At 57.9% G+C, this 24,970-nt stretch carries 20 protein-coding genes; 4 read left to right on the forward strand and 16 right to left on the reverse strand.

The features are described 5' to 3' along the window. Positions 1 to 8: 8 nt before the first annotated feature. The 14 genes from ACP3TA_RS01065 to ACP3TA_RS01130 form a co-directional block, all read right to left on the reverse strand. Positions 9 to 1,067, reverse strand: a complete 1,059-nt coding sequence (locus ACP3TA_RS01065; protein ID WP_046687740.1) for a fimbrial protein — start codon at positions 1,065 to 1,067, stop codon at positions 9 to 11. 10 nt (positions 1,068 to 1,077) lie between these two features. Beyond that, entirely contained in the window at positions 1,078 to 3,627 is a 2,550-nt protein-coding gene (locus ACP3TA_RS01070) for a fimbria/pilus outer membrane usher protein (RefSeq protein ID WP_096242565.1), read from the reverse strand. Between the two features lie 105 nt (positions 3,628 to 3,732). Continuing rightward, on the reverse strand, positions 3,733 to 4,410 hold the full coding sequence (locus tag ACP3TA_RS01075) for a fimbrial biogenesis chaperone (protein WP_046687742.1): 678 nt from the start codon (positions 4,408 to 4,410) through the stop codon (positions 3,733 to 3,735). 87 nt (positions 4,411 to 4,497) lie between these two features. After that, positions 4,498 to 5,013 (reverse strand): fimbrial protein, encoded by a 516-nt coding sequence (locus tag ACP3TA_RS01080; RefSeq protein ID WP_033652146.1) that lies wholly within the window; start codon positions 5,011 to 5,013, stop codon positions 4,498 to 4,500. A gap of 482 nt (positions 5,014 to 5,495) precedes the next feature. Next, a complete protein-coding gene (locus ACP3TA_RS01085; RefSeq protein WP_033644811.1) occupies positions 5,496 to 6,044 on the reverse strand; it encodes a tyrosine-type DNA invertase in 549 nt (182 codons plus the stop codon). A gap of 544 nt (positions 6,045 to 6,588) precedes the next feature. Continuing rightward, complete coding sequence (locus ACP3TA_RS01090) at positions 6,589 to 6,831, reverse strand: acyl carrier protein (protein WP_033644937.1); 243 nt, start codon at positions 6,829 to 6,831, stop codon at positions 6,589 to 6,591. 11 nt (positions 6,832 to 6,842) lie between these two features. Continuing rightward, positions 6,843 to 8,105, reverse strand: coding sequence for a beta-ketoacyl-[acyl-carrier-protein] synthase family protein (locus ACP3TA_RS01095; protein WP_206196286.1), 1,263 nt, complete (start codon positions 8,103 to 8,105; stop codon positions 6,843 to 6,845). Between the two features lie 2 nt (positions 8,106 to 8,107). Continuing rightward, a complete protein-coding gene (locus tag ACP3TA_RS01100; protein WP_206196287.1) occupies positions 8,108 to 9,457 on the reverse strand; it encodes an efflux transporter outer membrane subunit in 1,350 nt (449 codons plus the stop codon). Between the two features lie 26 nt (positions 9,458 to 9,483). Continuing rightward, positions 9,484 to 11,442, reverse strand: a complete 1,959-nt coding sequence (locus ACP3TA_RS01105; RefSeq protein ID WP_206196288.1) for an ABC transporter permease — start codon at positions 11,440 to 11,442, stop codon at positions 9,484 to 9,486. Further along, on the reverse strand, positions 11,432 to 12,526 hold the full coding sequence (locus ACP3TA_RS01110) for an efflux RND transporter periplasmic adaptor subunit (RefSeq protein ID WP_226773025.1): 1,095 nt from the start codon (positions 12,524 to 12,526) through the stop codon (positions 11,432 to 11,434). Before ACP3TA_RS01110 ends, ACP3TA_RS01105 begins: the two co-directional genes overlap by 11 nt. 70 nt (positions 12,527 to 12,596) lie before the next feature. After that, positions 12,597 to 14,714: a peptidase domain-containing ABC transporter gene (locus tag ACP3TA_RS01115; protein WP_426784481.1), complete on the reverse strand. Its 2,118-nt coding sequence runs from the start codon at positions 14,712 to 14,714 to the stop codon at positions 12,597 to 12,599. Between the two features lie 19 nt (positions 14,715 to 14,733). Beyond that, positions 14,734 to 15,678, reverse strand: a complete 945-nt coding sequence (locus ACP3TA_RS01120) for an ABC transporter (protein WP_101453766.1) — start codon at positions 15,676 to 15,678, stop codon at positions 14,734 to 14,736. Beyond that, positions 15,678 to 16,343: a DsbA family protein gene (locus ACP3TA_RS01125; protein WP_129993607.1), complete on the reverse strand. Its 666-nt coding sequence runs from the start codon at positions 16,341 to 16,343 to the stop codon at positions 15,678 to 15,680. Before ACP3TA_RS01125 ends, ACP3TA_RS01120 begins: the two co-directional genes overlap by 1 nt. Before the next feature lie 171 nt (positions 16,344 to 16,514). Further along, positions 16,515 to 16,718, reverse strand: coding sequence for a DUF4762 family protein (locus tag ACP3TA_RS01130; RefSeq protein WP_042785296.1), 204 nt, complete (start codon positions 16,716 to 16,718; stop codon positions 16,515 to 16,517). 425 nt (positions 16,719 to 17,143) lie between these two features. On the opposite strand from ACP3TA_RS01130, the gene ACP3TA_RS01135 reads away from it, so the two are divergent. The 3 genes from ACP3TA_RS01135 to lldD all read left to right on the forward strand — a co-directional run bounded on the left by ACP3TA_RS01135 (position 17,144) and on the right by lldD (position 21,153). Then, positions 17,144 to 18,064 (forward strand): LysR family transcriptional regulator, encoded by a 921-nt coding sequence (locus ACP3TA_RS01135; RefSeq protein WP_033652155.1) that lies wholly within the window; start codon positions 17,144 to 17,146, stop codon positions 18,062 to 18,064. 323 nt (positions 18,065 to 18,387) lie between these two features. Continuing rightward, positions 18,388 to 19,971 (forward strand): L-lactate permease, encoded by a 1,584-nt coding sequence (locus ACP3TA_RS01140; protein ID WP_426784482.1) that lies wholly within the window; start codon positions 18,388 to 18,390, stop codon positions 19,969 to 19,971. Positions 19,972 to 20,013: 42 nt separating this feature from the next. Then, positions 20,014 to 21,153 carry an FMN-dependent L-lactate dehydrogenase LldD gene (gene lldD / locus ACP3TA_RS01145; protein WP_033632193.1) on the forward strand — a complete coding sequence of 380 codons (1,140 nt, stop codon included), beginning with the start codon at positions 20,014 to 20,016 and terminating at the stop codon, positions 21,151 to 21,153. A 1-nt stretch (position 21,154) separates the two neighbouring features. Here the strand turns inward: lldD and ACP3TA_RS01150 are convergent, their stop codons facing one another. Then, the gene (locus ACP3TA_RS01150) at positions 21,155 to 21,964 is read right to left on the reverse strand and encodes a MoaF C-terminal domain-containing protein (RefSeq protein ID WP_122004651.1); all 810 of its coding nucleotides are present in this window, start codon (positions 21,962 to 21,964) and stop codon (positions 21,155 to 21,157) included. Between the two features lie 36 nt (positions 21,965 to 22,000). Continuing rightward, entirely contained in the window at positions 22,001 to 23,266 is a 1,266-nt protein-coding gene (locus ACP3TA_RS01155) for an MFS transporter (protein ID WP_046687745.1), read from the reverse strand. A 670-nt stretch (positions 23,267 to 23,936) separates the two neighbouring features. Here ACP3TA_RS01155 and ACP3TA_RS01160 point away from each other — a divergent pair. Further along, positions 23,937 to 24,854, forward strand: coding sequence for a TIGR03571 family LLM class oxidoreductase (locus ACP3TA_RS01160; RefSeq protein ID WP_046687746.1), 918 nt, complete (start codon positions 23,937 to 23,939; stop codon positions 24,852 to 24,854). The last annotated feature ends 116 nt before the right edge of the window (positions 24,855 to 24,970 follow it).

The following is a 24,970-nucleotide window of genomic DNA, read 5'->3' on the forward strand; positions in this document are numbered from 1 at the left end:
ATATCCGTTTATTGGATTTCGGCCTGAATGGTTGCCGTGGCATTAAACTGCCCCACTGAAGGGGCTTGCCCGGTGGTATTGATCGGATATACGCTGATCCGCGAACTGCCGCTTTGGTCGGGATAGTTGAAGTCATCGATGGGCAAGCGCCCGCTCTGCGGCCGAATCACATTGCCCTGCATATCCTTAATCATCACGCCGATGTCGCGGTTGCTGGTCTTCAGCGCCTCCGGCATGTTGCCGTCGGCCTCGCCGCGAAATGACAGACTGACTTTGACGCCCTCGGAAATATTGCGACAAGACAGCGTCAGCGTTCTCTCTTCCGGTGTGAAACGAGGTGGCATCGCGCCTTTCGTTTGGAAATGGGTGCTGACGATATCGCCAAAGTCGATCACCACCGTCTGGGGACTGATCTCGCAACTCTGCGGCACGGTGACGGTACCGCTCATAGAGATGGTGGAAACCGGCGTATCGCTTTTCACGCCACTCACTACCGATACATACGTTTCCACCAGTCGGGTATTCGGGATCGCCGTCACGCCAACGAAGGGCCGACGGAAATACAGGTGAATGCGCCCACGCGCGCCGCTGTTGTAGGGCGAACGGGCGCAGGATTCATCATCGCCATCCATGCTGGTCTTACGGTTAGTCTCATTGGTAAAGGGTGCAGCAAGGTATTCATTGCGCTGCCCCGCCACGAAGACCTCGCTGGCGACGCCCAGATATTCGTTCAACGCGTAATACGTCAATCCGCCCTCCTGAAATACCGGGTTGGTCAACAGCATTTTGGCGGTGATGTAAGAAGCCGTGCGAGCGGTACATTCGCATTTCACATAATACGAACCGGGCAAGTTCCATGCGTTCTTATCCGCGTTCTTGATAATCCGCCCCGTCACGTTTTGCGATGGGTCGCTTAAGCTTGGGGAAAAGGCAAATGAAAAGCCGTGCGTTCCTGATATCGGCGTACACTGCCCTGGCGCCGCCTGCGCCTGCTGTACAGCCAGTATTGCGCACGCCAGCAGCCCACCGGCGATCGCCCTGCGTTGAATCGATATTCCTGTCGCCATTGTCTGCACCTTATAAACACAGTCCGTTAACGAGACGTATTCCGCCGCTCTCTGGCTGATTAGCCAATTGATAGTTAGCCTGACACTGCTGAGCCGCGTCATTGCCCCACTTAACCTGCAGCCGGCCACTCTCCGCCATGCCGGCCAAATAAACCTGCCCGCCGTCACCGACAATGCCGGCATTATCAGAGGGGCTATTGAGATTGCTGACGGTGGCGCCGAACGGCACCGGATTGCCACTGCGCGTCAGTAATGTCAGCAACACGCGGGCACCGACATCCGGATTGAAGCTGGCACGCACCACGGCGCCACGGGTTGGGATCACCGTTTGGCTGCTCAAGGTCATATCGACATCCTCGGCGAAAGACTCGCCGTCCAGGCCGACGATATTGCGCCGATAAGGCGTCAGGTAAGGCACAACCGCATAGCCGCGCCAGTCGGTGCTGACCCCGGTCTGGTTCAAAACATCCACCCCTGAAGCGCCGGGCGCCTGCACTAATGCCACCGTATCGCCCAGCGGCTGCGACAGCGTGACGCCGTTTTGGTGCACCAGAACACCGCCCTGCACGCCGTAGCTCACCTGTTGGCGATGGCGATCGTAGCCATACCCCAGGTTCCACTCGGCGAGGGCGCCTTTGTAGTCCGCCTGAATATTACCGTTCGCCCCCACGCCCCTGCCGGTGTAGCCCTGGCTGATGCTGTAGTTCAGGTTGTTGCCCGGCAAAGCGGTGCCGCTCAACCCAAGATTGTTGCTGGTGGCGCCGTTGCGGCTGGCGTTCATGTTGTAGGTGGCGTAGCTGCCAGGCAGCCATTTGCTGAGCGGCACGCTGACGTTGAAGGCCACGATATGGTCGCGAATATTGCTGCGGTTGCCGTTGTTGTCATACCCGTTCTGGCTGAAGGTGTAATTCAGTCCGTAACTGACAGCTTCCCAACTGTTGTTGTAGCTGAGGCTGACCGACTGCGAACGACGATTGTCATTCCAGTAGTCTTCGTTAAACAGGCTGAGCGACAGCGTTCCTCCCAGATCCCACAGGCTCTGGCTCATCGTCAACTCGGCACGGCTCTTTTTGTGATCGTTATAGATCGCGCTGTTGCCGCCGTAACTCTCCAGCGCCTCTTGCAGGCTATAAAAACCACGCGTGGAATAGCGGTAGCTGGCCAAGCTGAAGTTAGTGCCGGTTTCAATGAAGTTTTTGCCGTAACGCAGGCGCCATGATTGCCCTTGCTCTTTCGGCCGAGTTTCCTGCTTGGTCCATGCCTGAGTGACATCAGCGGACAGCGCCCCCACCGCCCCCATGTTCTGCCCCCACCCCAGCGCCAGAGACTGGTACTTACTGGCGGCTTGCACGCCGCCGTACAACGTGGCCCCCCACGGCAAACCGTAGATGCCGGTGGCCTGGCTGAACGGACGTTCATCAACGCCGCCGCTGTATGAACGGTATTTCCCGCTGGTCAGGCTGTATTTGAAACGCCCTTCACGCTGCAATACCGGCACCACGGCATAAGGCACCACGAAATGTTGCTCCTGCCCGTCAGCCTCGCGCACGCTGACGTTCAGATCGCCGCTGCCGCCCGTGGGGTACAGATCGGTAATTTCAAACGCACCCGGCGGCACATAACTTTGATAAATCACGTAGCCGTTTTGCCGGATCACGATTTGCGCGTTAGTGCGCGCAATCCCGCGCACCACCGGCGAGTAGCCCTTCATACTGTCCGGCAGAATGTCATCTTCAGAAGCCAATTGCCCGCCGCGGAACTGTACGCTGTCGAACACCTCGCTGGACGTTGTGCTGTCGCCCAGAGTCAGGCGGCTTTGCAACGCAACAATATCGCGCTGCAGATAGGTATTGATTGAACGCCAGGATGAAGCGCCGCCGGTGTAGTGATTCCAGATGGAATAGTTACGCAAACGCCAGGCGCCCCAGTTGATGCCCGAGCGTAAATTGAGGTAATAGTTATTGTTGTTCTGCCGTTCGCTGCCGCGTGTTTGGCTATTGGCGCCGCTGAAGTTGTAATTGACCAACAACGCCGGTATGCCGGAGTCCCATTTATCCGGAGAAACATAATCGCGCGCATTTAAGTTCAATGCCGCTTGCGGAATGCTCAGATTCAATCTCAGCTGATTAAACTGGAACACCGTCGAAGCCTGAGGAATGGCCTGCGCCAGATTGACGCAGCGCTCCTCCGCCGCGATCGCCGGGAACATGGAGACTCTCACCCCCAATTCGGCCAATTTTTCCGCGCTGAAACAAGGCTGCAGCGCTTGCTTTCCGCCAGCCGTCGGCATCAGCCGGAACTCGACGTCGAGACTGTCAACCTGTTCGCCGTTAAGGTAAAGATCGACCCGATAAGTGCCGGGCGCCTGGCTGTTGTTTTCCTCAAATACGGAGAGATCGGCGCCGCGCAGCGCCGGGTTGTCAATCTCCAACAGCGCCGGGTTGAAGTAATCACGTGCATGCGCTGCACCGATTGGATAAAGCAGCGCCACCTGGCAAGACATCAAACCGGCCAAAATCGATCGTGTCCCTGGTAAACCAATGCTATTCGGGTTATTCATCCTTTTAACTCCCTGTCCCGATTGGCTCAGCCGCCTAAAATTCAGGTAAGCCGAACGCTGGCCCCAGCGTTACTCCGGGGCCAAAAAACACGCATCGCGGCCCGGCTATAACGTGCCGGTATAGGTCTGGCCGGTTCCGCCATAGTCGTTGATGATTTGCCAGCTCAGGCTGCCTCCCCCACCCTTCGCCGTCGGTAACGGAAAACTGGCGGTAGCTTGCGGCGCAACCATGGTGTTGCCGGTAATGGCACTGCCGTTCAGCTTCAAATTAAAAAAGGTGAGGTAATAGGGTGAAGGGTTGGTCACCTGCAGCCGATCGCCGCTGCGCCGCCACGTTACTTTGCCGGCCGCTTCTTCCGGATTGCCGGCCAGTCCCTGGGGACGATAAATCAGCTTGATGCGGGTCTTGATCGCAATTTGCAGCGTGTTTTCTTTCTTTTCTACCGAAGGAATAGACTTCACATTCAGCCAATACAGCGATTCTCTGTCCGTCGGCAAATTGCCGCCCGCACGCACTACGCGCAGCAGGTTATTTTGGCCGCCGTCCAAGCGAAACAACGGTGGGGTGATGATAAACGGCGCTTTAGCGCTTTCCCCCTCTTGAGCATCGACCCAGGACTGGATCAAATAAGGCACCGCATCCGGATTATTGATATTCAGAGCGGACTCTTTTTTACCTCCGTCGTATATCAGCCGTGTCCCGCCCACGATCACGCCGGCCTGAGCCGGAGCCCAAAGCGCCATCAATAACGCTGCCGTCAGCGCAAAATATCCCGCTTTCATTTTGTTATCTTCCCCGATGAATAAAGAGCCAGAGACACAGCCTCTGGCCCATTTTTCTAACGCTCACGCCGATATAACGGCGTGAATTTACTGATAGGCGATAGTGAAGTTGGCGGTGGCGTTCGCGCTACCGACGGAAACGGTATCGTAAGCGTAATAACGCGCCACAAAGCCCAGAACGTTGTCTTTGTTCTCTGCCAGCGTATATACGCGGGAATCGTTGCCGATATTGAGCACATTGCTGGCATCATCCAGCAACTGTACGCCAACGCCACCAGCAACATCGGCGGCGTCAGTCAGCTTCAACAACCCGGACTGGCCCTGAACTTGAGTGCCGTCAAAACGCACGGTGGCGCCGGTGACAGTCGCCGGGCAGTTTTTTAACACCAGGTTGAATGCCTTGGCACCTGCAGTATTAGATTGAATAAACGCATCTTTGGCGATCTTACCCAGAGCGACCTGCTTGTTTTGGGAGTCCGGATCGACGGTGCACGACTGATCGGTGATGCTACCGGTGATATTCAGCTTGCCATCAGCGGCAAATACGGAGGTGGTAAATGCAGACGCGGTCAAAACAGCTACAGCCAGCAGATTCTTTTTCATCCTACTTTCCTTAAAATTATGCAAAATATGCATGGTTTTATTTCCGACATATCCTTAATGTCATTCCCTTTTATTTAGTTCCACGAAGAGCAAATACCCTTGACCAAACTTATTGATGGCCTAAGGCTTATTCACCCAAACGATTCATTTTGAACTAAAGTGACTCCTTTGGTTTTTAAAACCAAAAAACAAATAAAAGACAGAATTTAAAGCCAAATAGAAAACAAAATAACCTCAAATCAGACCAAAAAACCAAGGGATTGGCCGATTGATTTAAACTGACTTTTATTTGATTAGGATTTTGCTTAGATGGCTGGAGTGCGGAAGAAATGAAACATTAACTCAACTATATGTTTTTAAATAAAATTCTCCTTTGTCAGACAAAGTGAGCGTAGGAATATTGACATTGTTTTTACGCGTCCTTACAGTATGTTTCAGTTTAGTTCAAAGTGACTCCTTGCCGTTACTCTATTAAATCGCGCTTACCAAATTTCTTTAAAGCGCTGTGCATTGCTGGCGGTATAAATCACTGTATTCTGAATATTTCGGTGCCCGAGGTAATCCTGAATTAATCGGGTATCGATACCTCGGTCCGCCAACGCAAATCCGCAACCATGCCGCAGCATATGCGGATGGGCGTTAATCTCCAGTTTCGCCACCTTACTGTAATGACGAAGCAGGCCGTAAATACGTTGGCGCGACAAACGCCCGCCCCGATTGGAAAGAAATAACCATTCCTGATCGGCCCAACGGTGTTGCCGGCGTTTATCCAGCCAACGCCGCAAACATTGCCTTTCTCGCAGATAAAGCGGATGCACCGTGGAAAAACCATTCTTCAAGCGATGAACATAAATGTTGCCGCCTTCCAGATCGATGTCCGACAAACGCCATCCCCCAATTTCGCTGGCGCGGCAACCATGAATAAAACACATATAAATCAGACAATAATCGCGTTCTGGATTCTTTCCATGCAGCGTGACCTCAAGCAGTCTCTCCACTTCAGAAGGCGTCAGATGTTTACGATTAGACATACAACCTCTATTACTTTGATCGGAAAAATGTGGCTGTCATTTTCCTTTTACATCACCACAATGGACACTCAGGGTTTCCCCTGGCTATGGATAGGTTCCTGCATCCAGCGCGGAGTATAACGGATTTGCCAAACGCGAACAGTGTACAGGGATTAATCCCCCCTTCAGCGCCTCCCTTGAGGCCCCCTCATTAATCAAAACCGCAGCTCAACTGCCACCATCAGAAATAATAAGGACGGCATACTTCCCGATTCACTTTAGTTTGCGTTAATACTTCCATTTCACACATGCGCTGAAATTGGCAAACAAACCGACAAAACAAAGAAAAATCCTAATAAAATCGCGAGGCGCCATGGGTTTCAAAGCGTTATACGGCTCGTAAAAAAACGAAATAAATCCGCCGGCGCGAACGTATCTTAACCAAACCGATAAGTTTTAATCTTTATGTGAATCGATAAGAGGAAAAATCAGGGCAGGAGGAAATAAAGTCACGATGGGGAATAACCCAGGCCTGACCGCATCACACGGCCGCCTGGGGGGAGAATTATTGACTGGTCATAACGTGACACAGCTCGCCAAGGGTCAGGTCAGGCCGTTCGATAAACATTTCCGCATTGAGCGTAATGCCGAACTCACGCCTAACCAGCAGCATCAACTCCATATAATCCAGGCTGTCCAACCCCAACTGTTGCAGCGGCATATCGGCCGACAGCAGCGTTCTGTCCAATCCTTTGGCTTCATACAACAGGCCGCAAATCGCCTCATACAATCGATGATACTTTTCCATAGGCCCTACCGTTATTCATTGTGATAACCAAATACCAGCGCCGCATTAGCACCGCCGAAACCGAAGTTGAGACTCATGACATTGCGCAAACGACCGCGACGATGCCCCTCGCGAATATAATCAAGATCGCATTCGGGATCGCTCTCGTGCAAATGGCAGGTTGCCGGCATCATTTGCTGCTGCAATGCCTGTAGGCAGACGATCGCCTCAAAGCTGCCGGATGCGGCGAGCAAGTGCCCGGTATAGGATTTCGTGCTGGAAATCGGCGTGCGATAAGCATCGCGCCCCAGCGCCGCCTTGATCGCAACGGTTTCGTTCACATCGCTTTGCGCCGTCGACGTGCCATGCGCATTGATATAGTCGATTTCATGATTGCCTAGCCCCGCCTGTTCCAGAGCCCATCGAATGGTTTTCACCTTGGCCTGCGGATCCTCCGCCGGTGCGGTGAGGTCAAAAGCGTCTGAAAAGTTGCCGTATCCCTTGACCTCCCCCAGTATTGTCGCGCCGCGCGCTAAAGCCGCCTCTCGCTCCTCAAGACACAACACGGCGGCCCCTTCCGCCAACACGAAGCCACTGCGCTCCCGGCTGAACGGGCAACTGGCCTTGGTGATATCCTTTTGCTCCCGACTCAGCAAACGCAACGCGTCGATGTTCCATATCGCGCCATTGCCGCTCAGTGATTCCGACGCGCCGGCCAACATCATTGAAGCGCGGCCGCTGCGGATCACCTCAAACGCATCGCCAATCGCGATGCCGCCGGTCGCACAGGCCGCCGCCGGCGAACTTTGATAACCCCGTAACTGCCAATGTTGGCCGCATATGGCGGTCGCAATATTGGGCATTGCGTGAAAACAGCCAAACAGCTGCCCCATGCCGGATTGCAGATAGTCCGCATTGTTTTGCATGATCTCATCCTGGCCGCCCCAGCCGCTGCCGATAATCACCCCGCAGTCCAACGACGAATAAAAATGCCCGGGCCTCACGTGGCCAGATGAAAACGCCATGTCGATCGCTTCCGTGGCGGCGGCCAGCGCCAGCCTGGCGAATCTGGGCAGACGGCGGCTTACCCGCGCGGCAACGCCTTCCAACGCCGGTTCGGCCTCCAGCAAAGCAAAAAAGCGCGCGTGGATCCCCGCCGCCGATTTATCGTGATAGCGATAGGCCAAACGGTTGGCCATGATCGCCTGCCAGTTTTGCGGCGCGTTGCCACCCAGCGCGGTGACGGCGCCGTAACCGGTGACCACCACGCGTCTTGTATTCCGTTCTTTGTCCATGCTTACTCCCCTTGCCCGGATGCGAAAGCCTCGTTGCCGCCCAGCGCCAGCCAGAGCTGCATCGTGGCGTTCAGGTAGCGATATTGCAGTGCCGACAGTGAATTCTCGCTGGCTAACACCGCCTCTTGCGCGTCCAGCAACGTTTGCAGCGCGACGGAACCGGCCTGATATTGATGGCGGGCCAATGCCACGGCTTGTCGCCCCATCGCCAGATGCCGCTGCTGATTGCCGATTTGCCGCTGCGCTTCCAGACGTTCCCGCATGGCGCTGTCTACCTCTGCCAGCGCGCGGTAAACCGCATCGCGAAATTGAATCTCCGCGCGCTGCACCTGCAACGTCGCTTTGTCGCTGGACAAGCGCATCTTGCGCCACTCGATGAACGGCAGCGTCAACGTCGCGCCCAGCGAGCGCGAAGGTTCACTGAACCATTGGCGGAAAAGCCCGCTGCCGGCATCCAGTGCGGCATCCAGACTCAGCGCCGGATAAAAACGCAATGTAGCGGCCTCCGCACCGGCCAGCGCCGCCCGCAGGCGCCGCTCCGCCGCCTGCACATCCGGCCGTCGCGCCATCACCGCCGCCGGCAGACGTGGCGCAATGGGCACCTCGTTGATCGGTAGCGCTCGCCTTTCGCTGTATCGCAGCAAGGGTGAACGGCCGAACAACAGCGCCAGCGAGTTGCGAGCGTCTTCCCGCTGCCGTACCAGTTCATCCCGTTGATTCTCACGCGCCAATAGGTTTTGCTCCGCCTGCAACAACTCGAATCGGCCGACGTCGCCGGCGGTGTGACGTGCCGCCACCAGCCGTACAGTCTCACGCGCGAACGCCACCGCCTGTTGCTGATGGGTGACTTGCTGATTCAAATCGGCGATCTGCCAATACCCGCGAGCGGTAGCGCCGATCAAAGTCAACGCGGTATTGCGCCGATCCAACTCCGAAGCGACGGCCAGCCACTGAGCCTGCTCGCGAATGCGCGCCAGCTTGCCCCATAAATCCAGTTCATAACTCAGTGACAGCCCTGCGCGGTAACTTTCTTGCGGCCGCGCCGCGCCGCGCAATGCCTTGGTATTGCGGCCACTCAGGCTGGCGGCCAGGTCGGGGGTCGCATTGTCGGCTACCAACCCGGCCTCCAACATCGCCTCACGCCACTGCAATCCAGCCAGCGCCAGATCCTGATTCGCGATGAGCACGCCATCGATCAGCGAGGAAAGCTGCGGATCATTGAAGTTTTCCCACCAGGCGACGCCTGCCCGCAATGAACCGGAACGTTCATCGACCACGCGCCACTGCTGCGGCAACGACGGTGGCGCCGTGGCGTCGATCGGCCGCCCTCCGCAAGCGCTCAAAGACAGCATGACCAGTCCATAAATCAAAAGTCGGTTCATTCTCGCGCCAACGCCTCCACCGGCTGCAGGCGCGCGGCGGCACGGGCTGGAAAGAAGCCGAACCCGACGCCGATCAACGCCGAGAACCCGCAGGCCAGCAGCAATGGCGGCCAGGTAAAGATCATCGTCACCTGCGGCGCCAAGCCGCTCAGAATCCCTTTAACCAGCGCGGCGCAGGCGATCCCCAACACGCCCCCCAGGCTGCAGATCACCACCGCCTCAATCAAAAATTGCCGCATAATGTCTTTCTCAGCGGCCCCCACCGCCAATCGAATGCCGATCTCATGGGTTCGTTCCGTCACCGAAACCAACATGATGTTCATCACCCCCACCCCACCGACCAGCAGCGAGATGGCGGCAATCGCGGTAATCAGCAATCGCATGGAGTCGGAGGCACGCTGAATGGATTGCGTCAGCTGATCGTCGGTCAGCGTGAAAAAATCCCGCCGGCCATGTTCTACGGTCAAACGCCGGGTCACATCCCGCCTTGCCGCTTCCAACGTCAATTTTTCATTCACTCGCATCACAATCGATTCCAGCGGCATATCGCCGGCGATGCGGCCAGTCAGGGAGGTATGGGGCAGCCAGGCAAGCGGTTGAGAACCGGCGTATTGGGCGCCGCGGCGCTGCGCGACGCCGATCACCCGATAAGGCACACCCGCGATCAGCAAAACCGCGCCCACCGGATCTTGCCGGGAAGAAAACAGAGCCTGTTGCAGCAAGGGATCGATCACCGCCACCGGTGCGCGGTCACTCAGATCCTGCGCAGTAAACAGGCCACCGGAAAGCAGCCGAATGCCCTGCGTGCGGAAATACCCTTCGCCGACGCCCATCACGGCGAGCGGCACCTGCTTGCCTTCGCGCACGGCCGACAGTTGAGTGCTGATGACCGGCGAAACGCTGTCGACATAAGGCAAGGCCGCCAGCAGCGCTGCATCCCGCGCACTCAGCGAACGCGCAAAATCGGGACGCGTTTTTTCCCATCCCAATCCGGGACGAATGTCCAACGTGCTGGAGCCGAGCTGGCTGATTTCCCTGAGGATGCTTTGGCGTGTGCCTTCACCGATGGCGATAGCGGAAACGACCGCCGCAATGCCGATGATGATGCCGAGCATCGATAATAATGCCCGGACCCGATGCCCTAATAATGCCCGCCAAGCCATGCCGAGCGCCTCTCGCAGCGCCGCCCAAGGGCTCATGTGTTTCAGCGGCGCAGCCAACGCCAGCGGCCTCTCGAACGCAAAACGCTGTCGGGCGGCATCGTGGCGACGATCCGCCACGATCTCGCCGTCGCCGATCTCAATGATCCGCTGCGCCTGCTCGGCGATCCGCCGATCGTGCGTCACGATGACCACGGTGTGTCCGACAGCGTTCAGCTCATGCAAAATGGCCATCAGCGCCTGACCGCTGGCGCTATCCAATGCGCCGGTAGGTTCATCGGCCAAAATGATTTCCGCGCCGTTCATAAGAGCTCGGGCTATACTGACCCGCTGTTGCTGCCCACCGGAAAGCTGCGCCGGACGATGGCCACCGCGCTGTGCCAACCCGAGGCGAGCCAACAAATGCGCGGCCCGCAGGCGGCGCTCGGCGGCCGGCATGGCGGTATACAATGCAGGGATCGCCACGTTCTCACCGGCCGTCAGATAGGGCATCAGATGATAGCGCTGGAAAATAAAGCCGATATGCCGACTGCGGAGCCGCGCCAGGCGATTGCCGTCGGCTTGCTCAATCGCCACCCCGTTGATGTACACATCCCCCTGAGAAGGCTTGTCCAGACAACCGATAATATTCATCAACGTCGATTTTCCGGAGCCGGAGGCGCCGACGATAGCGACCATTTCTCCCCGCTGAATGCTCAGGGAAACGCGTTTGAGGACCGTGATTTTCTGCTCTCCGGCTTGAAACTCGCGCGAAACGTTCTCCAAAACGATAATGGGATCCGTGCTAGCTGACATGCTCACCCTCCGTATCTGGCTGGTGTTCCAGCAGCACTTGCTCACCCACTCTCACGCCTTCCAACACTTCCGCATAGCGGCGATCGCGCTTCCCGATGCGCACGCTGCGCGCGACAACCCGCTGGCCTTCCAACACTCTGATCTGATAGCGCTCGCCATCCAGAGCCTCTCCCAATGCCGCCATCGGCAGCCGCACCACCCCCGTGGCGCGTTCGGTAATGATGAATACCTGCGCCGTCATCGCGGTGCGTAATCGACGTTCGCCGTTAGCGACGGCAAATACGCCGTTGTAATACACCGCCGCCGTTTGCTGGCTTGAATTTCTGCCCAGCGGATCGGCTTCCAGCGCTTCTGCCGGCGCTTGCTGTATCGCACCCATGACCCCCTCATATCGGCGGCGGGGATCGGCGGCGACATAAAACCACAGCGGCTGCCCCGCCCTCACCTGCAAGATGTCATTTTCCGATATGCGGGTATGCACCATCATCGTATCCACGTCTGCCATCACCAAAATGGTCGGTGCGCTTTGCGATGAGACGATGGTTTGCCCTTCCTGAGTGACGATACCCAGCACTTCGCCGTCGATAGGCGCGGTAATACGGGTAAAAGCCAGGTTGGCTCTCGCCGTTTCCTGCGCGACTTCGGCCTGAACGATCTGCGACTCGTTCACTTTCAACTGCGCCAGTTGCGCGTCGTGCTGCGCCTGCGCTTTTTCCAAATCGCTGGCCACGCCGGCACGATCTCGCGCCAACGCCCTTTGCCGCGTCAACTCCAGTTGGTACTGCTTGAGCTGCGCCTGACTCGCCAATTTCTGCGCCTGCGCGCTGCGTAATTCGGCCTGCGACTTGCGCAGTTCGTTAAGTTGCAACGTCGGATCTATCTCGGCCAACAGCTGGCCCTGAGCCACTCTGTCCCCCGGTTTGACATACAGTTTTTTCAGTTGGCCGTTGACCTGCGCGCCAACGTTCACCTGCCGGGCCGGTTTCAAAATGCCGGTAGCCAACACGCTTTTTTCGATGTCGCCGCGATCGACGCGCGCCGTCTGCGGCGGTGATGCGTCAGGCGCCCGATTCAACCCTAACAGCCCGCCGGCCAGCCCCCCCAACACGATCGCCACCAGTGCTACACGCCGCCAGCGTTTCTTTCCGGGCACGTCACTCCACCTCAGCACAGTCATTCATCCTGGTGTCGACGGCGGCCAACAACCGGCCCTGCGACAAATGCAGCACCCGATCAAACAACGGCAGCAGCCGCGGGTTATGCGTCACGGTCACCAGGGTTTTCCCCTTCTCGCGGCAATGCGCTACCAAAGCCGACATCACCGCCGCAGCGGTTTTTTCATCCAGATTCGCCGTCGGTTCATCCAGCACCAACACCGGACAACGGCTGTACATGGCACGCGCCAGCAACAGACGCTGCCGTTGCCCCAGCGACAGCCCGGCATGGCTCTCTCTCACCAGAGCGTTTACGCCTCCGGGCAGTTGCGCCACCGCATCCGCCAGCCCCAAACTGCATAGCGCCTGTTCCACTTGTCTCTGCTGGCCTGGCGCCGACGGGGCGAACAGCGTGACGTTTTGCAACACCGAGGCATTGAACAGAATGTCCTCCTGGCTTTGCAGGAAGAACAGCCGCTGCGCGGCGGCGTTAGCCAGCACGCGGCCATCCAGCGTCAGTTCCCCCCGCTGCGGCGTCAACAGACAGGCGAGCACCTTCAGCAAGGTGCTCTTGCCCGCGCCGGAACCGCCGCAGATGGCGATACACTCGCCCCGTTCCAGCGTCAGCGACAGGTCGCGCAAAACCGGTTGGCCGGCGTCGTACGCAAAGCTCACTCCCCGATACGCCAACTGCACATCAAAATGGTTCACGCTTTCGTCGCCAGACCCGGTACGCAGAGATACGGCAGGAAACAGATCCCGCGCACGCTCATCGATCACGTGCAGTTGGTTTTTCTGCAGGACGGCAAAAAAGATCTTGCTGGTGTAAGAGGTAAAAATTTCGCGCAGAAAGCTGTAGGCGAAGAATGCCCCCAGACTGAGTTCGCCCCCCTTTAGCAGCGGCAGCGCCAGCAGCATGAACACCACCATTTCCAGGCTGCCAATCAGTTGATAAATGCTGCCCTTGACCTGCTCATAGACTTTTTGCCGCTGCAGGCAGTTGAACAGCGAACGTGCATGCTCGGCAAAGCCCTCTTGCCGCTGGCCGGCGAGCCCGGCGGACTTGATGGTCGAAAACCCCTGAATGGTTTCCAGAATAAAATCATTCTGCGCCGCCCCTCTCACCTGCAGCTGCTGGGTGAAGTGGCGATCGCGATAAATAGCCCAAACGCTGATCGCCCCCATCAGCAGTACGCCGGCAATCGGCACCAGCGCCAACATCGGGCTCAAATAGCCCATTACTGCCAGCGCGATAGCACCGATGATCCAGTCGGTGCGCAGGCCGTTATCCAGCTCGATTTTCTGGCCGGCGGCCATCTGCCAGCTGTTGAAACGACTGAAAATCTCGCCGGGCGCGCGCTTGCTGAAGAAATTCAGCGAATTTTCCAGCAGGCGGGAAAACCCGGCGGCGCCGTGCAGCAACACGAAGTTTTTGATAAAACGCTCGGTGATGATGCGCGCCATCAGGGCCAGCGCCGTGGATGCCACAAACGCCAGCAGATAGTAGGCGTAAGGAAACGCGACCTCACCGGCCATGGCGAACACCTGATTGATCGCGCTGGCGACCATCATCGGCATGATGAACAGCGTCAGCGAGATAAGAAACGTCATCGCCGCCAGGCGATAAATGCCGGCGATGCCGGCGGTATCCTTCAGGCTTAAACTGGCGAAAGCACCGCGTCGGTGGCTCCGCACGGCGGGGGTGGTGGACGGTAAATCATCGCGATCGAGCACCAATGCGTAGCCGCTGATTTCCGCCTTCAGGGCGGCGTAAGGCAGCAGCTGTTGCCCCAACGCCGGATTCATTACGCACACGTAACCGCCCTGACGATATGCCAGCAGTACATAGTGGCCCGCGCCGTAATGCAGAATCGCCGGTAAAGGCAGCGCCGCCAGATCCCGGTGCTCGAACGCCACCGGATAAGCCGGCAACGCCAGCTCCCCTAAAATGGCGCACAGCGTCGCCAGCGAAGTGCCGTGTTGCGAAGCGGGGTAACGCTCACGCAGTTCCGTCAATGGCGCGCGAACGCCCTGCGTTTCCGCCAACATGGCGATGCAGGCCAGCCCGCACTCATTGATTTCGCTCTGCAAGACCGGCGTAGGGAGGGTGTTTTCCATGCGTAGTGATATCCCTGACTTATTCGTTGATAAAAAATAAAGAGTGCGAATGCCACAGCAACCAATCATCCGCATGTCGCCACAGGGTGCGCTCGACGATCTCCGGCACGGCGCGGCCGACCAGCTCTGTGGCAATCGGTTCTTCTATGTGAATGCGAACGCCGCGATCGTAATAAAGCGAATAGCACACCACTCGAGCCCGCATCGCTCGGGATAATCGAACGATGCCGCTATGCAAATGCGCTGGCCGGTTGAACAAACGGCAAGCCAGTTTGGCCGAGGTGTCCCGGGTGCTGTTCAAGGTGTAATCCGGCGTGATGTCCGGGAAGAGGATGATGTTGCGCCGATGCTCCGTCGCCTCCAGCAGCGCCTGCGACAAGGTGCCGGCAATATGCCGGGGATCGTCGTGAATCGAGCAATAGTCGAGCCGCTGCCGCCATTCCCCCTCAGGCGCTCGCCGCGCTAACGTCTGTGCGTCGCCGGAAACGATCACCGTTGCCCGCCCGGGATAAACGCCCGCGCCGACCAGAGTCGCCAGCACATCGGAAACCGTGTGCATCGGCGCCAACAACACCGGCACCCCGGCGCGATGCAGCGGCTCCACCACCTGATTAAGCTGTGAGGTGCACTGCGCCAAATGCTCCATCAACGCGGCGTTGCGGGCCTGGATCGCCGCCAAATCCAGCCATTGTCGCCGCTGCATCAGCCAGGCGAAGTCCAGCCTGCCGTCGCCCAACAGGCTTTGGCGATTCGCCTCAGCGACCGCTTGCCGGTGGCGAAAACGGCGTTGCTGCAGACCCCACCTCAACCGCCTCTGCATCTTTAGCCACAGGCGATAATCCACGCGCCGCAGCAGAGCGCACGTCAGACTCCGGCTCACCCCGGTGCGGACAGCCGAGAGACGCGCCACGGCGTCCAGGCCGTTACGCCAGGCCAGAAAGCCCCGAACCGCGAGCAGGCGCATCAGGGGGCCAGCGGCTTATCGTGCTGCAACAGCGACAGCAGTTGCTGGCTGAAAGCGGAAAACTCACGGTCTTGCAACGCCAGCCATTTGCGATTGACGATAAAGCTGGGGGTCGCGTTGACCTGGTAATAGCGGCTTACCGCCGTCATATACGCCAACAGTTCCTTGACCCGCTCTGAATCTCTGGTCCGCTGATAGGCGGCCTCGTCGATGCCGTTGGCCACCAACCAGGCGCTGAGCTGCTTTTCATCCGCCAGATTGAGGTTTTCTTTGATAATGGCGCGGTAAGCGGCGGGACGATGCTGCGCCTCGATCCCCATGACCGTCAGGGTGGCGAAGAGGGGCGCAAAGGCCGCCATGCCGGCGTGATCGTCGTCGCTGAAATGCAGGCGCACCAATTTGGCTCCCGCCGGTAAGCGTTTTTCCAGCTCGGCCACGCCGCTTTCGTTAACTTCACAATAGTGGCAGGCGTAAGAGAAGACTTCGACAATGGCGTTATCATCTTGCAATGGGCTTTGCTCTATTTTTTCCGGAGAGATAAAACTCAGGCTTTCCGCCGCCGGCGAGGCCATAACGTAATACTGGAAATAAAGCGCGGTCAAAAAAGAAGAGGCGAAAATAATGACGAGCGTGTAACTAAAAAACAGCAAAGGACGTTTATACATAGCAGACGCATCCTGCGCATAAATAAATGCTCACTTGAGCATGAGCGTTATAAATCAGAAAGGGAGATTGACGGTTCAGCGATAAAAAAGGAATTCATCTCCGTTATCAGGCGGTGCGCGCAAGCGCCCCGCCTGTCCATCACTAACCTAACTGCAAGCGTTCAGCTCGCATCAGCTCGGGATTGTCGGCGTGGAAGGGCAGCTCGCCACCGGCGCCGGATGATAGGTTTTTTTCACGCCGCCAAACTTATCGGCACAGGTGGTCACCAGTTGGCAAGTGCGGTTATTGCCACCGCCCACCCAGGCAAATTCCTTGGTACACACAAAAGTACCGCCGACGATGTTTTCCGCTTCAGACAGGTTGATTTTCTTCATTACAATATCCTTATATATATTAAAATATAAACACACTACCCATCACTCTGCCTGCAAGACAGAGTAATTCTTCAATACATTGAAAAACATTTAATTGATAACAATGAGAGCGCTGCGGGAAAAAGAATAGCCCTCTCACACAAGCAGATCAATACAATTATTTACACTACACCGCAGGCTTAGTGGAATAAGTAACGTTTGATATAAGGATTATTCTAATTTAATTGCTTATAAAAACATGGAAGTTAATTTCACCCCCGGAATAGCCACGATTTATTTGAAGGATAATTCTCAGTTTAAGAGGTAATTAACCAAGAAAATTTCAGATCCGACCAGTTAACCGGTGCTGGAAACAGGCTGAAAAGATTGCTTCCTGCCGCGCCGGACTTACACTGGGCAACAGGACTCTCACTCTTAGGATGCCCATGCTCGCGACTCACGAATACGCCAACGACTTGATTCTGTTTGCCCTGATTGTCGACTGCGGCTCGTTCAGCAAGGCGGCGGAGAGCGCCGGCATTACCAGTTCGGTGGTCAGCAAACGCATCGGGCGGTTGGAAAAATCGCTCGGCGCCCGGCTGATGTACCGCACCACCCGCAGCCTGACGCTGACCGAAAGCGGCCAGGCGCTCTACCAGCAGGCCAAGGAGATCGGCGCCAAAGTGCAGGAAGCGCTGTACGCCGTCAGCGAAAAGAGCGAAGAGCTGACCGGCACCATTCGTATGTCGGTGCCGACCATTTCGGGTGAGCTGCTGCTGAGTGAAAGCGTGGCGGAGTTTTGCGCCCAGCACCCCAGCCTGAAGGTCGAGATGCGGCTGGAAAACCGCTTCGTCGATCTGGTGGAAGAAGGCATCGATCTGGCGATCCGTACCGGCACCATGCCGGACTCCAGCCTGATTGCGCGGCCGATCTTCGATTCCCGCTGGGTGATCGTCTGCTCGCCGGGCTATCTGGAGAACCACCCGGAGCCGCGCAATCCCGACGATCTGCTTAGCCACAACTGCCTGACCTATACCTATCAAGAGAGCGGCACCGCCAACTGGCTGATGAAGCGGCCAGGGCGCAACGAAATCTACGAGCTGCAGGTTGACGGCAACCTGTCGGCCAACAATGCGCGGGCGATCCGCAAAGCGGTGATCGGCGGCCACGGCATCGCCATGGTGCCGCGCTGCATGGTGTACGAAGATTTGCAGGACGGCAAACTGACGGAGATCCTGGCCGGCCACTGCGGCAAGGTATTGGGCATTTACGCCGTCTACCCTTATACCCGCAATCTGCCGTTAAAAACTCGCCTGCTGATCGAACATATCATCGGTTCCTATCAAAATATCAGTCACTACTTTTAAGTTTCCACTCCTGATTATTTCCACGCGTCGTAAAGTACCGCGTGGATTACCGCATTTTTGGACATGAACTCGTGAACATTAACGCCTAATTAATGTGATCCAGCGCATTCATTACACAACATAAAAACCCATCCAATTGATTTTAAATCAATTTAATTCAGCCTCAACAGCCGACATTTTTCCCGTCGCCGGCGCCATTCGCCGATGTTAAAAAATTATCGCGTGGCATCATCGCCAACGTTGTGATTAGAATGAAAATGTTGCGGTAATTAACCTTTCAGTTACATATCTCTGCCCATAAAAATAATAACCCTGAGGATCTTATGCCCCTGCTTTTCAGTATTGCGCCGATCGTCCTGCTGATATGGATGATGACCAAAAGGAATGGTGTGCCCTCTTATCTGGCCCTGCCGCTGACGGCCGCCGTGGTATATGCCCTGCAGCTCTGGTGGTTCGATGCCTCACTGCGGCTGCTGCATGCCAATATCATCACCGCGCTGGTCTCGACGCTGACGCCGATCACCATCATTGCCGGCGCCATTCTGCTCAACAAACTGATGCAGATAAGCGGTGCGGAAAACGTGGTGCGCCGCTGGTTGGAAACCGTTAGCCCCAACCCGGTGGCCCAACTAATGATTATCGGCTGGGCGTTCGCCTTTATGATCGAGGGCGCCAGCGGCTTCGGCACCCCGGCCGCCATCGCCGCGCCGATTCTGGTCGGGCTGGGCTTCAACCCGCTGCGCGTCGCCCTGCTGACGCTGGTGATGAACTCGGTACCGGTCTCCTTCGGCGCCGTGGGCACCCCCACCTGGTTCGGCTTCGCCAACCTCGGCCTGTCGGACGCCAGCCTGCTGGAGATCGGCCGGCAAACCGCGCTGATCCACGTTGTCGCCGGCTTCGTCATTCCTCTGCTTGCGCTGCGCTTTATCGTTTCCTGGCAGGATATTCGCCGCAACCTGCCGTTTATCTTGCTCAGCGTGCTGAGCTGCACCGTCCCCTATCTGCTGCTGGCGCAGGTGAACTATGAGTTCCCGGCGCTGGTCGGCGGCGCTCTCGGCCTGGCGCTGTCGGTGCTGCTGGCGCGCGGCGGCATTGGCCTCGCCAGCGTGGAAAAACCGCAGAGCGCCGCGCAGGCGGTGCCGTTCATGCAGGTGGTCAAGGCGATGACGCCGACCCTACTGCTGATTGCTATCCTGATAGTGACGCGCATTCACCAGTTGGGCCTCAAGGCGCTGCTTAACACCACCACGCTGCTGTGGCAGGAAAACCTCGGCTGGCTCGGGGAGCTGCGCATCAGCCAAGCGCTGATCGTCGAACTGCGGCAGGTGCTGGGCACCTCCGCCGCGGCCGGCTACAAAACGCTGTATGTCCCGGCGCTGATCCCGTTCCTGCTGGTGGTGGTGTTGTGCATTCCGCTGTTCCGTCTGAATGGCGGCCAGGTGCGGCAAATGTTCAGCGAAACCGGCGGGCGCATCACGCGCCCCTTTATCGCCCTGTTCGGCGCGCTGGTCATGGTCAATCTGATGATGCTGGGCGGCGACAACGCGCCGGTGATCCTGATCGGGAAAGCGTTGGCGGCGATGACCGGCGACAGCTGGCTGCTGTTCTCTTCGTTCCTCGGCGCGCTGGGCTCGTTCTTCTCCGGTTCCAACACCGTTTCGAACCTGACGTTCGGCGGCATTCAGCAATCGATCGCCCAGAGCAGCGGCCTCGACGTCAATCTGACGCTGGCCTTGCAGTCCGTCGGCGGCGCCATGGGCAACATGGTATGCCTGAACAACATTATCGCGGTCTGTTCGATCCTGGGGATCGGCAACGCCGAAGGCAAAATCATCAGAAAGACCGCGCTGCCGATGCTGGCGTACGGTGGGATCGCGGCCGCTATGGCGGCGATCCTCTCGCTCTGACTGACAACCCGTTATTTGCAAGAAGACAAGAAGGTAAACACTATGATCATCTCCGCGTCAACCGACTACCGGGCCGCCGCCCAGGCCAAACTGCCGCCGTTTCTGTTTCACTACATCGACGGCGGGGCCTACGCGGAGCATACGCTGAAGCGCAATACCGCAGATCTGGCCGATATTGCCTTGCGCCAGCGCGTGCTGCGCAATATGTCCGAACTCAGCCTGGAGACCACGCTGTTCGGCGAGCAGCTGGCGATGCCGGTGGCGCTGGGGCCGGTGGGGCTGACCGGCATGTACGCCCGCCGCGGCGAAGTGCAGGCCGCGCGCGCCGCGGCCAAAAAAGGCATTCCGTTCACGCTGTCCACCGTGTCGGTCTGCCCCATCGAAGAGGTGGCCCCGGCGATCGATCGGCCGATGTGGTTCCAGCTCTACGTGTTGAAAGACCGCGGCTTTATGCGCAACGCGCTGGAGCGCGCCAAAGCCGCCGGCGTGAAAACGCTGGTGTTCACCGTCGACATGCCGGTGCCCGGCGCCCGTTACCGCGACGCCCACTCGGGGATGAGCGGCCCCAACGCCGCCCTGCGCCGCGTGCTGCAGGCGTTTACCCATCCGCAGTGGGCCTGGGATGTCGGCCTGTTCGGCAAGCCGCACGATCTGGGCAACGTCTCGGCCTACCGCGGCAAACCGACCAGCCTGGAAGACTACATCGGCTGGCTGGGCGCCAACTTCGATCCGTCGATTTCCTGGAAAGATCTGGAGTGGATCCGCGAATTCTGGGACGGCCCGATGATCATCAAAGGCATTCTGGATCCGGAAGACGCCAAAGACGCAGTGCGCTTCGGCGCCGACGGCATCATCGTCTCCAACCACGGCGGCCGCCAGCTGGACGGCGTGCTGTCGACCGCGCGCGCCATGCCGGCGATCGCCGACGCGGTGAAAGGCGACATTACCTTACTGGCCGATTCCGGCATCCGCAGCGGCCTGGACGTGGTGCGCATGATCGCGCTGGGCGCCGACAGCGTGCTGCTGGGGCGCGCCTTCGTCTATGCGCTGGCGGCGGCCGGCGAAGCCGGGGTGGCTAACTTGCTGGATCTGATCGACAAAGAGATGCGCGTCGCCATGACGCTCACCGGCGCGAAAACCATTGCGGAGATCAACGCCGGATCGCTGGTCAGAAACGCCTGACTCACAGCGGCTGCACGCCCTCCGGGTAGACGTTGTAGCTCATCTTGCTGATGAAGGCCCCGGCCGGTGACACCAGAACCCGGCCGGCGGCGTCCAACCCGAGGAAGGTGCCGGTGCAGCGCCCGGAGATAAAGTCGAAGAAGAACACCGAGCACACCGGGATAATCTTTTCCCGGAAGGTGAACAGGAACATCTCGTCCTCAAACTTGTAGTAAGTGGCGTAATCCATGTCGCCGTGCCCGAACTGCTCGCCGCGCAGGTTTTGCCAGGCATAACGCTCGGTGTTGACGTAGAAGTGCTCGTAGTAATGGTTGGGGCTGTAAACGTTCAGCGTGCGATAACCGATCAGCTCGCGGGTCAGATGCGGCGCGATGCCGCCCGGCGTGACGCCGGCAATCAGCCCAACGTGGAAGCTTTGCTTGAGGCGGGATCCCTTTTCCACCGTTTGTTCGGGCAACAGCGTGCTGCGCACCAGCAGCGCCCGGCCGCTGTCGCGGTTGAGCACCAGCGTCAGGCATTCGTTGCCCGGCGACTGCAGCGGAATATTGAAGAAATAGCGCGCGGCGGAGGTTTGCACCTCTTCGTAAGCGTCCTCACCGCTCTCCCCTCCCCAGGCCCACAGCACCCGTTGCCGGTCGGCGCTGAAACGCAGCGTGATGTCCCCGCCGTCTTCAAAGGCGATCTGCAGCGTTTTGCCGCGCCAGTCCTGAGAGCCCGGCAACCGGTTGGTATCGATGCCGCGCGCGAAATCGTCGTAATTCTTCCAGTCCGGCTCGGCATTTTGATTCAGTACGGATGATTCTGCTGACATCTTCGCTCTCCTTGATTGAATGGGATAAAACTCGTCTCAAACGTCGGCGACGCCCGCCGGCTTCACCGCTCGGCGGTTCACCACGGCAGGGGCGGTTTCATCGAGAAAACAACTCAGTACCCCGGCGCACACGGCACCGGCGGCCGCCAGCCACATTACGCTAACCAGGCCGTAGCGATCGGCGATCAGCCCGGCGATAAACGGCGCCAGGCAGCCGCCAATCACCTCGCCGATCCCCATCACCAGCCCCAACGCGGTGGCGATGCGCGCCGGCGACACCGTTTCCGACGGGATGGTGGCCATAAACAGCGTGAAACAGCCAAGGCCGGTATAAGACAGGAACACCAGCACGCCCAGCAGCCACGGATTGGCGACGTAGCTCAGGAACAGCGGGCAGCACACCGCCAGCAGCGAAAAGAAAATCAGCGTCGGTTTGCGCCCAAGGCGATCGGAGATCGCCGGTACCGCCACGCCCCAGAAGACCCAGGCGGCGCCGATGGCGCTCATGATGCCGCCCATCGTGCCTTCACCGAAGCCACGGTCGGTCACCAAAAAGTTAGGGGTGAAGGTAATGATGATCATGAACCAGGTGACGAACACGCAGGAGATCAGAATGCACAGCGCCACGTTCTTGATTTTGAACAGCTCGCCGTAAGCGGCCTTGCCCGCCGGCTTACCCGCCGCCGGCGCGGCGCTGAAAGCGGGATCCTTTTTGCCGTTCACATAGCGATAGATCAGCCACGCCAGAATGATGCCCGGCACGGCGGTCAGGTGAAACGCCATGCTCCATCCCCACTTCTGCGCCAGATAGATGATCAGCGGCGGCGCGATGATGCCACCCAACAGCCCCGGCGCCGCGCCCTGGATCAATCCCATGTTGAAACCGCGGCGCTGCGGCTGCGATCTTTCCACCATCAACGATTGCGCGATCGGCAATACCGGCCCCTCAGCAATCCCCATCAGCGCCCGGAAGATCAAGAGCATGGCAAACCCGCTGACCAGCCCCGACAGTGCGGAGAACAGCGAAAACACCAGGATCGACAGGATCAGCATCGGTTTACGGATATTAAAACGATCGGCTATCGCCCCCAACCCGGCGCCGGACAGTGCCCAGGTTAGCGCCAACACCGCCGACAGCGTGCCGAGATGCACGTTGCTGAGCTTGAGGTCGGCGGCAATCATCGGAAACAGAAACGAGATGGTCAGACGATCGACGAACACGCAGCCGAACACGAAAAACAAAATAATCAGCAACCGGTTCTCTTCACTTAATGCTCTGCGTGCCGCTGGCGATGTATTCATAGCGTCATTTGTCCATAAGTTAACTTATGAATGGCGACCCGCCATGGCATAAGTGTGTTAAGCGCTCGGCCAAGAGAGAAATTGGCCCTCCGTCACGACAACAACTCATTAACATGTTAATGACATAAAATTATCGCAAGCCGGCGGTCTGTCAACCGGCGCTCTTCGAGAGACAAATGAAATTCTGAACGGGTACTATTTCAATATCGCATTATCACCTTCAGGTTATTTATCCTTCTGTTATTGATAAATATAAAATAATGTCCGGTACTTTCTTGCGATTAAAAAAAGCCTGTTTGCACGTTATTTGCGAATAATCCCATCGATGACGCTTCAGGCTTATTAATTTTTCATCGGCATTGAATGATCCCCGCACGCGCTTCAGAGCCATTTTTATCTATTGAATCATCTCGTTTTATTTTAAGGCCGCAGAAAAAACTAACTCTTACGAGGGAAAGGCCAACGGCGGGGTTATATAACCCCATCTGGACAATAACAAAAGCGCAGAGCGTGACGTAAATCACGACAAATATGCCGTATCCTGCAAAGCAATTATGCTCGCAACAGCAATTATCTATTGCGATTAGGGCTGTTTATCTCAATTAAGCGCCATGCAACACTTCGTGCCATCGTTCGACACCGCGCCGCAAGGCCTGAGACGGAGTGACACATGAGCATCGAAAAATTAACCCGGGAGCCGCTTTCCATCGGCATCGAGTTGCCGCTGGACAACGATTGGTCCACCAGCGGGCAGCTGAAACGCCAGCAGGACGGGCGGCCGTTCGGCGTGCCGGACATGAGCGAACACGCTGCGCGCATCAAGCTGGCCGATGAGCTCGGCTTTCGCGCCGCCTGGGTTCGCGACGTGCCGCTGTATGATCCGGACTTCGGCGACGCCGCGCAGGTGTTTGAGACCTTTACCTACCTCGGCTACCTGTCCAGCCTGACGCGCAATATTCTGCTCGGTACCGCGGCCGTGGTGCTGCCGCTGCGGCAGCCGTGGCTGGTGCGCAAAGCGGCTTCCACGCTGCAAACGCTGAGCGGCGATCGTCTGTTGCTCGGCGTCGCCAGCGGCGATCGCCCCGTGGAGTACCCGCTGTTCGGCGCCGATTACGCCGCGCGCGGTGAAAGCTTCCGCGCCAGCGTCGGCATTCTCAAAGGGGAAGCCGACAGCGCGCTGCAACCGGGACTGCGCCTGCTGCCGGCCACGCCGCCGCCGCCGCTGCTGGTCGCCGGGCTGGCGCAACAAACGCCCGAGTGGGTGGGGAAAAATATGGATGGCTGGCTGTCGTATCCCGGCACGCCTGCGGACCACGTTTCGCGGGTCAAACTCTGGCGCAACGTAGCCGGTGACAAGCCCTACGTCAGCTTTATTCATCTCGACCTCACCGATAACGCCGACGCGCCGATTCAGCGCCATCGCTTCGGCATCAAGAGCGGCCGCAATGGATTGATTCAGGAACTGAGCGCCATGCGTGACGCCGGGGTCAATCACATCGGCCTGCATTTTCGCCGCAACCAGCGGCCGCTGGAAGAGACGATGCAGGAGATCGGCCAACTGGTGTTGCCGGAATTCCATCGCGCCTGACGCCCGCTTTAGCCCGCTATTCCGACCTGAGCTGGACTTTGCCCCGTTACCGGGGCTTTTTTATTTCCGCCGCTGCTGGTTCATAACAACTCGGTCTAATCCCTGCCGTCAAACGG

The sequence above is a fragment of the Serratia sp. 2C06 genome (genome assembly GCF_050037615.1).
Lineage (GTDB): Bacteria > Pseudomonadota > Gammaproteobacteria > Enterobacterales > Enterobacteriaceae > Serratia > Serratia ureilytica.

What these genes read in the sequence shown, in the direction of transcription:
- ACP3TA_RS01065 (WP_046687740.1), bottom strand. Translation starts at nt 1,067, where the DNA reads ATGGCGACAGGAATATCGATTCAACGCAGGGCGATCGCCGGTGGGCTG.
- ACP3TA_RS01070 (WP_096242565.1), bottom strand. Translation starts at nt 3,627, where the DNA reads ATGAATAACCCGAATAGCATTGGTTTACCAGGGACACGATCGATTTTG.
- ACP3TA_RS01075 (WP_046687742.1), bottom strand. Translation starts at nt 4,410, where the DNA reads ATGAAAGCGGGATATTTTGCGCTGACGGCAGCGTTATTGATGGCGCTT.
- ACP3TA_RS01080 (WP_033652146.1), bottom strand. Translation starts at nt 5,013, where the DNA reads ATGAAAAAGAATCTGCTGGCTGTAGCTGTTTTGACCGCGTCTGCATTT.
- ACP3TA_RS01085 (WP_033644811.1), bottom strand. Translation starts at nt 6,044, where the DNA reads ATGTCTAATCGTAAACATCTGACGCCTTCTGAAGTGGAGAGACTGCTT.
- ACP3TA_RS01090 (WP_033644937.1), bottom strand. Translation starts at nt 6,831, where the DNA reads ATGGAAAAGTATCATCGATTGTATGAGGCGATTTGCGGCCTGTTGTAT.
- ACP3TA_RS01095 (WP_206196286.1), bottom strand. Translation starts at nt 8,105, where the DNA reads ATGGACAAAGAACGGAATACAAGACGCGTGGTGGTCACCGGTTACGGC.
- ACP3TA_RS01100 (WP_206196287.1), bottom strand. Translation starts at nt 9,457, where the DNA reads ATGCTGTCTTTGAGCGCTTGCGGAGGGCGGCCGATCGACGCCACGGCG.
- ACP3TA_RS01105 (WP_206196288.1), bottom strand. Translation starts at nt 11,442, where the DNA reads ATGTCAGCTAGCACGGATCCCATTATCGTTTTGGAGAACGTTTCGCGC.
- ACP3TA_RS01115 (WP_426784481.1), bottom strand. Translation starts at nt 14,714, where the DNA reads ATGGAAAACACCCTCCCTACGCCGGTCTTGCAGAGCGAAATCAATGAG.
- ACP3TA_RS01120 (WP_101453766.1), bottom strand. Translation starts at nt 15,678, where the DNA reads ATGCGCCTGCTCGCGGTTCGGGGCTTTCTGGCCTGGCGTAACGGCCTG.
- ACP3TA_RS01125 (WP_129993607.1), bottom strand. Translation starts at nt 16,343, where the DNA reads ATGTATAAACGTCCTTTGCTGTTTTTTAGTTACACGCTCGTCATTATT.
- ACP3TA_RS01130 (WP_042785296.1), bottom strand. Translation starts at nt 16,718, where the DNA reads ATGAAGAAAATCAACCTGTCTGAAGCGGAAAACATCGTCGGCGGTACT.
- ACP3TA_RS01135 (WP_033652155.1), top strand. Translation starts at nt 17,144, where the DNA reads ATGCTCGCGACTCACGAATACGCCAACGACTTGATTCTGTTTGCCCTG.
- ACP3TA_RS01140 (WP_426784482.1), top strand. Translation starts at nt 18,388, where the DNA reads ATGCCCCTGCTTTTCAGTATTGCGCCGATCGTCCTGCTGATATGGATG.
- lldD (WP_033632193.1), top strand. Translation starts at nt 20,014, where the DNA reads ATGATCATCTCCGCGTCAACCGACTACCGGGCCGCCGCCCAGGCCAAA.
- ACP3TA_RS01150 (WP_122004651.1), bottom strand. Translation starts at nt 21,964, where the DNA reads ATGTCAGCAGAATCATCCGTACTGAATCAAAATGCCGAGCCGGACTGG.
- ACP3TA_RS01155 (WP_046687745.1), bottom strand. Translation starts at nt 23,266, where the DNA reads ATGAATACATCGCCAGCGGCACGCAGAGCATTAAGTGAAGAGAACCGG.
- ACP3TA_RS01160 (WP_046687746.1), top strand. Translation starts at nt 23,937, where the DNA reads ATGAGCATCGAAAAATTAACCCGGGAGCCGCTTTCCATCGGCATCGAG.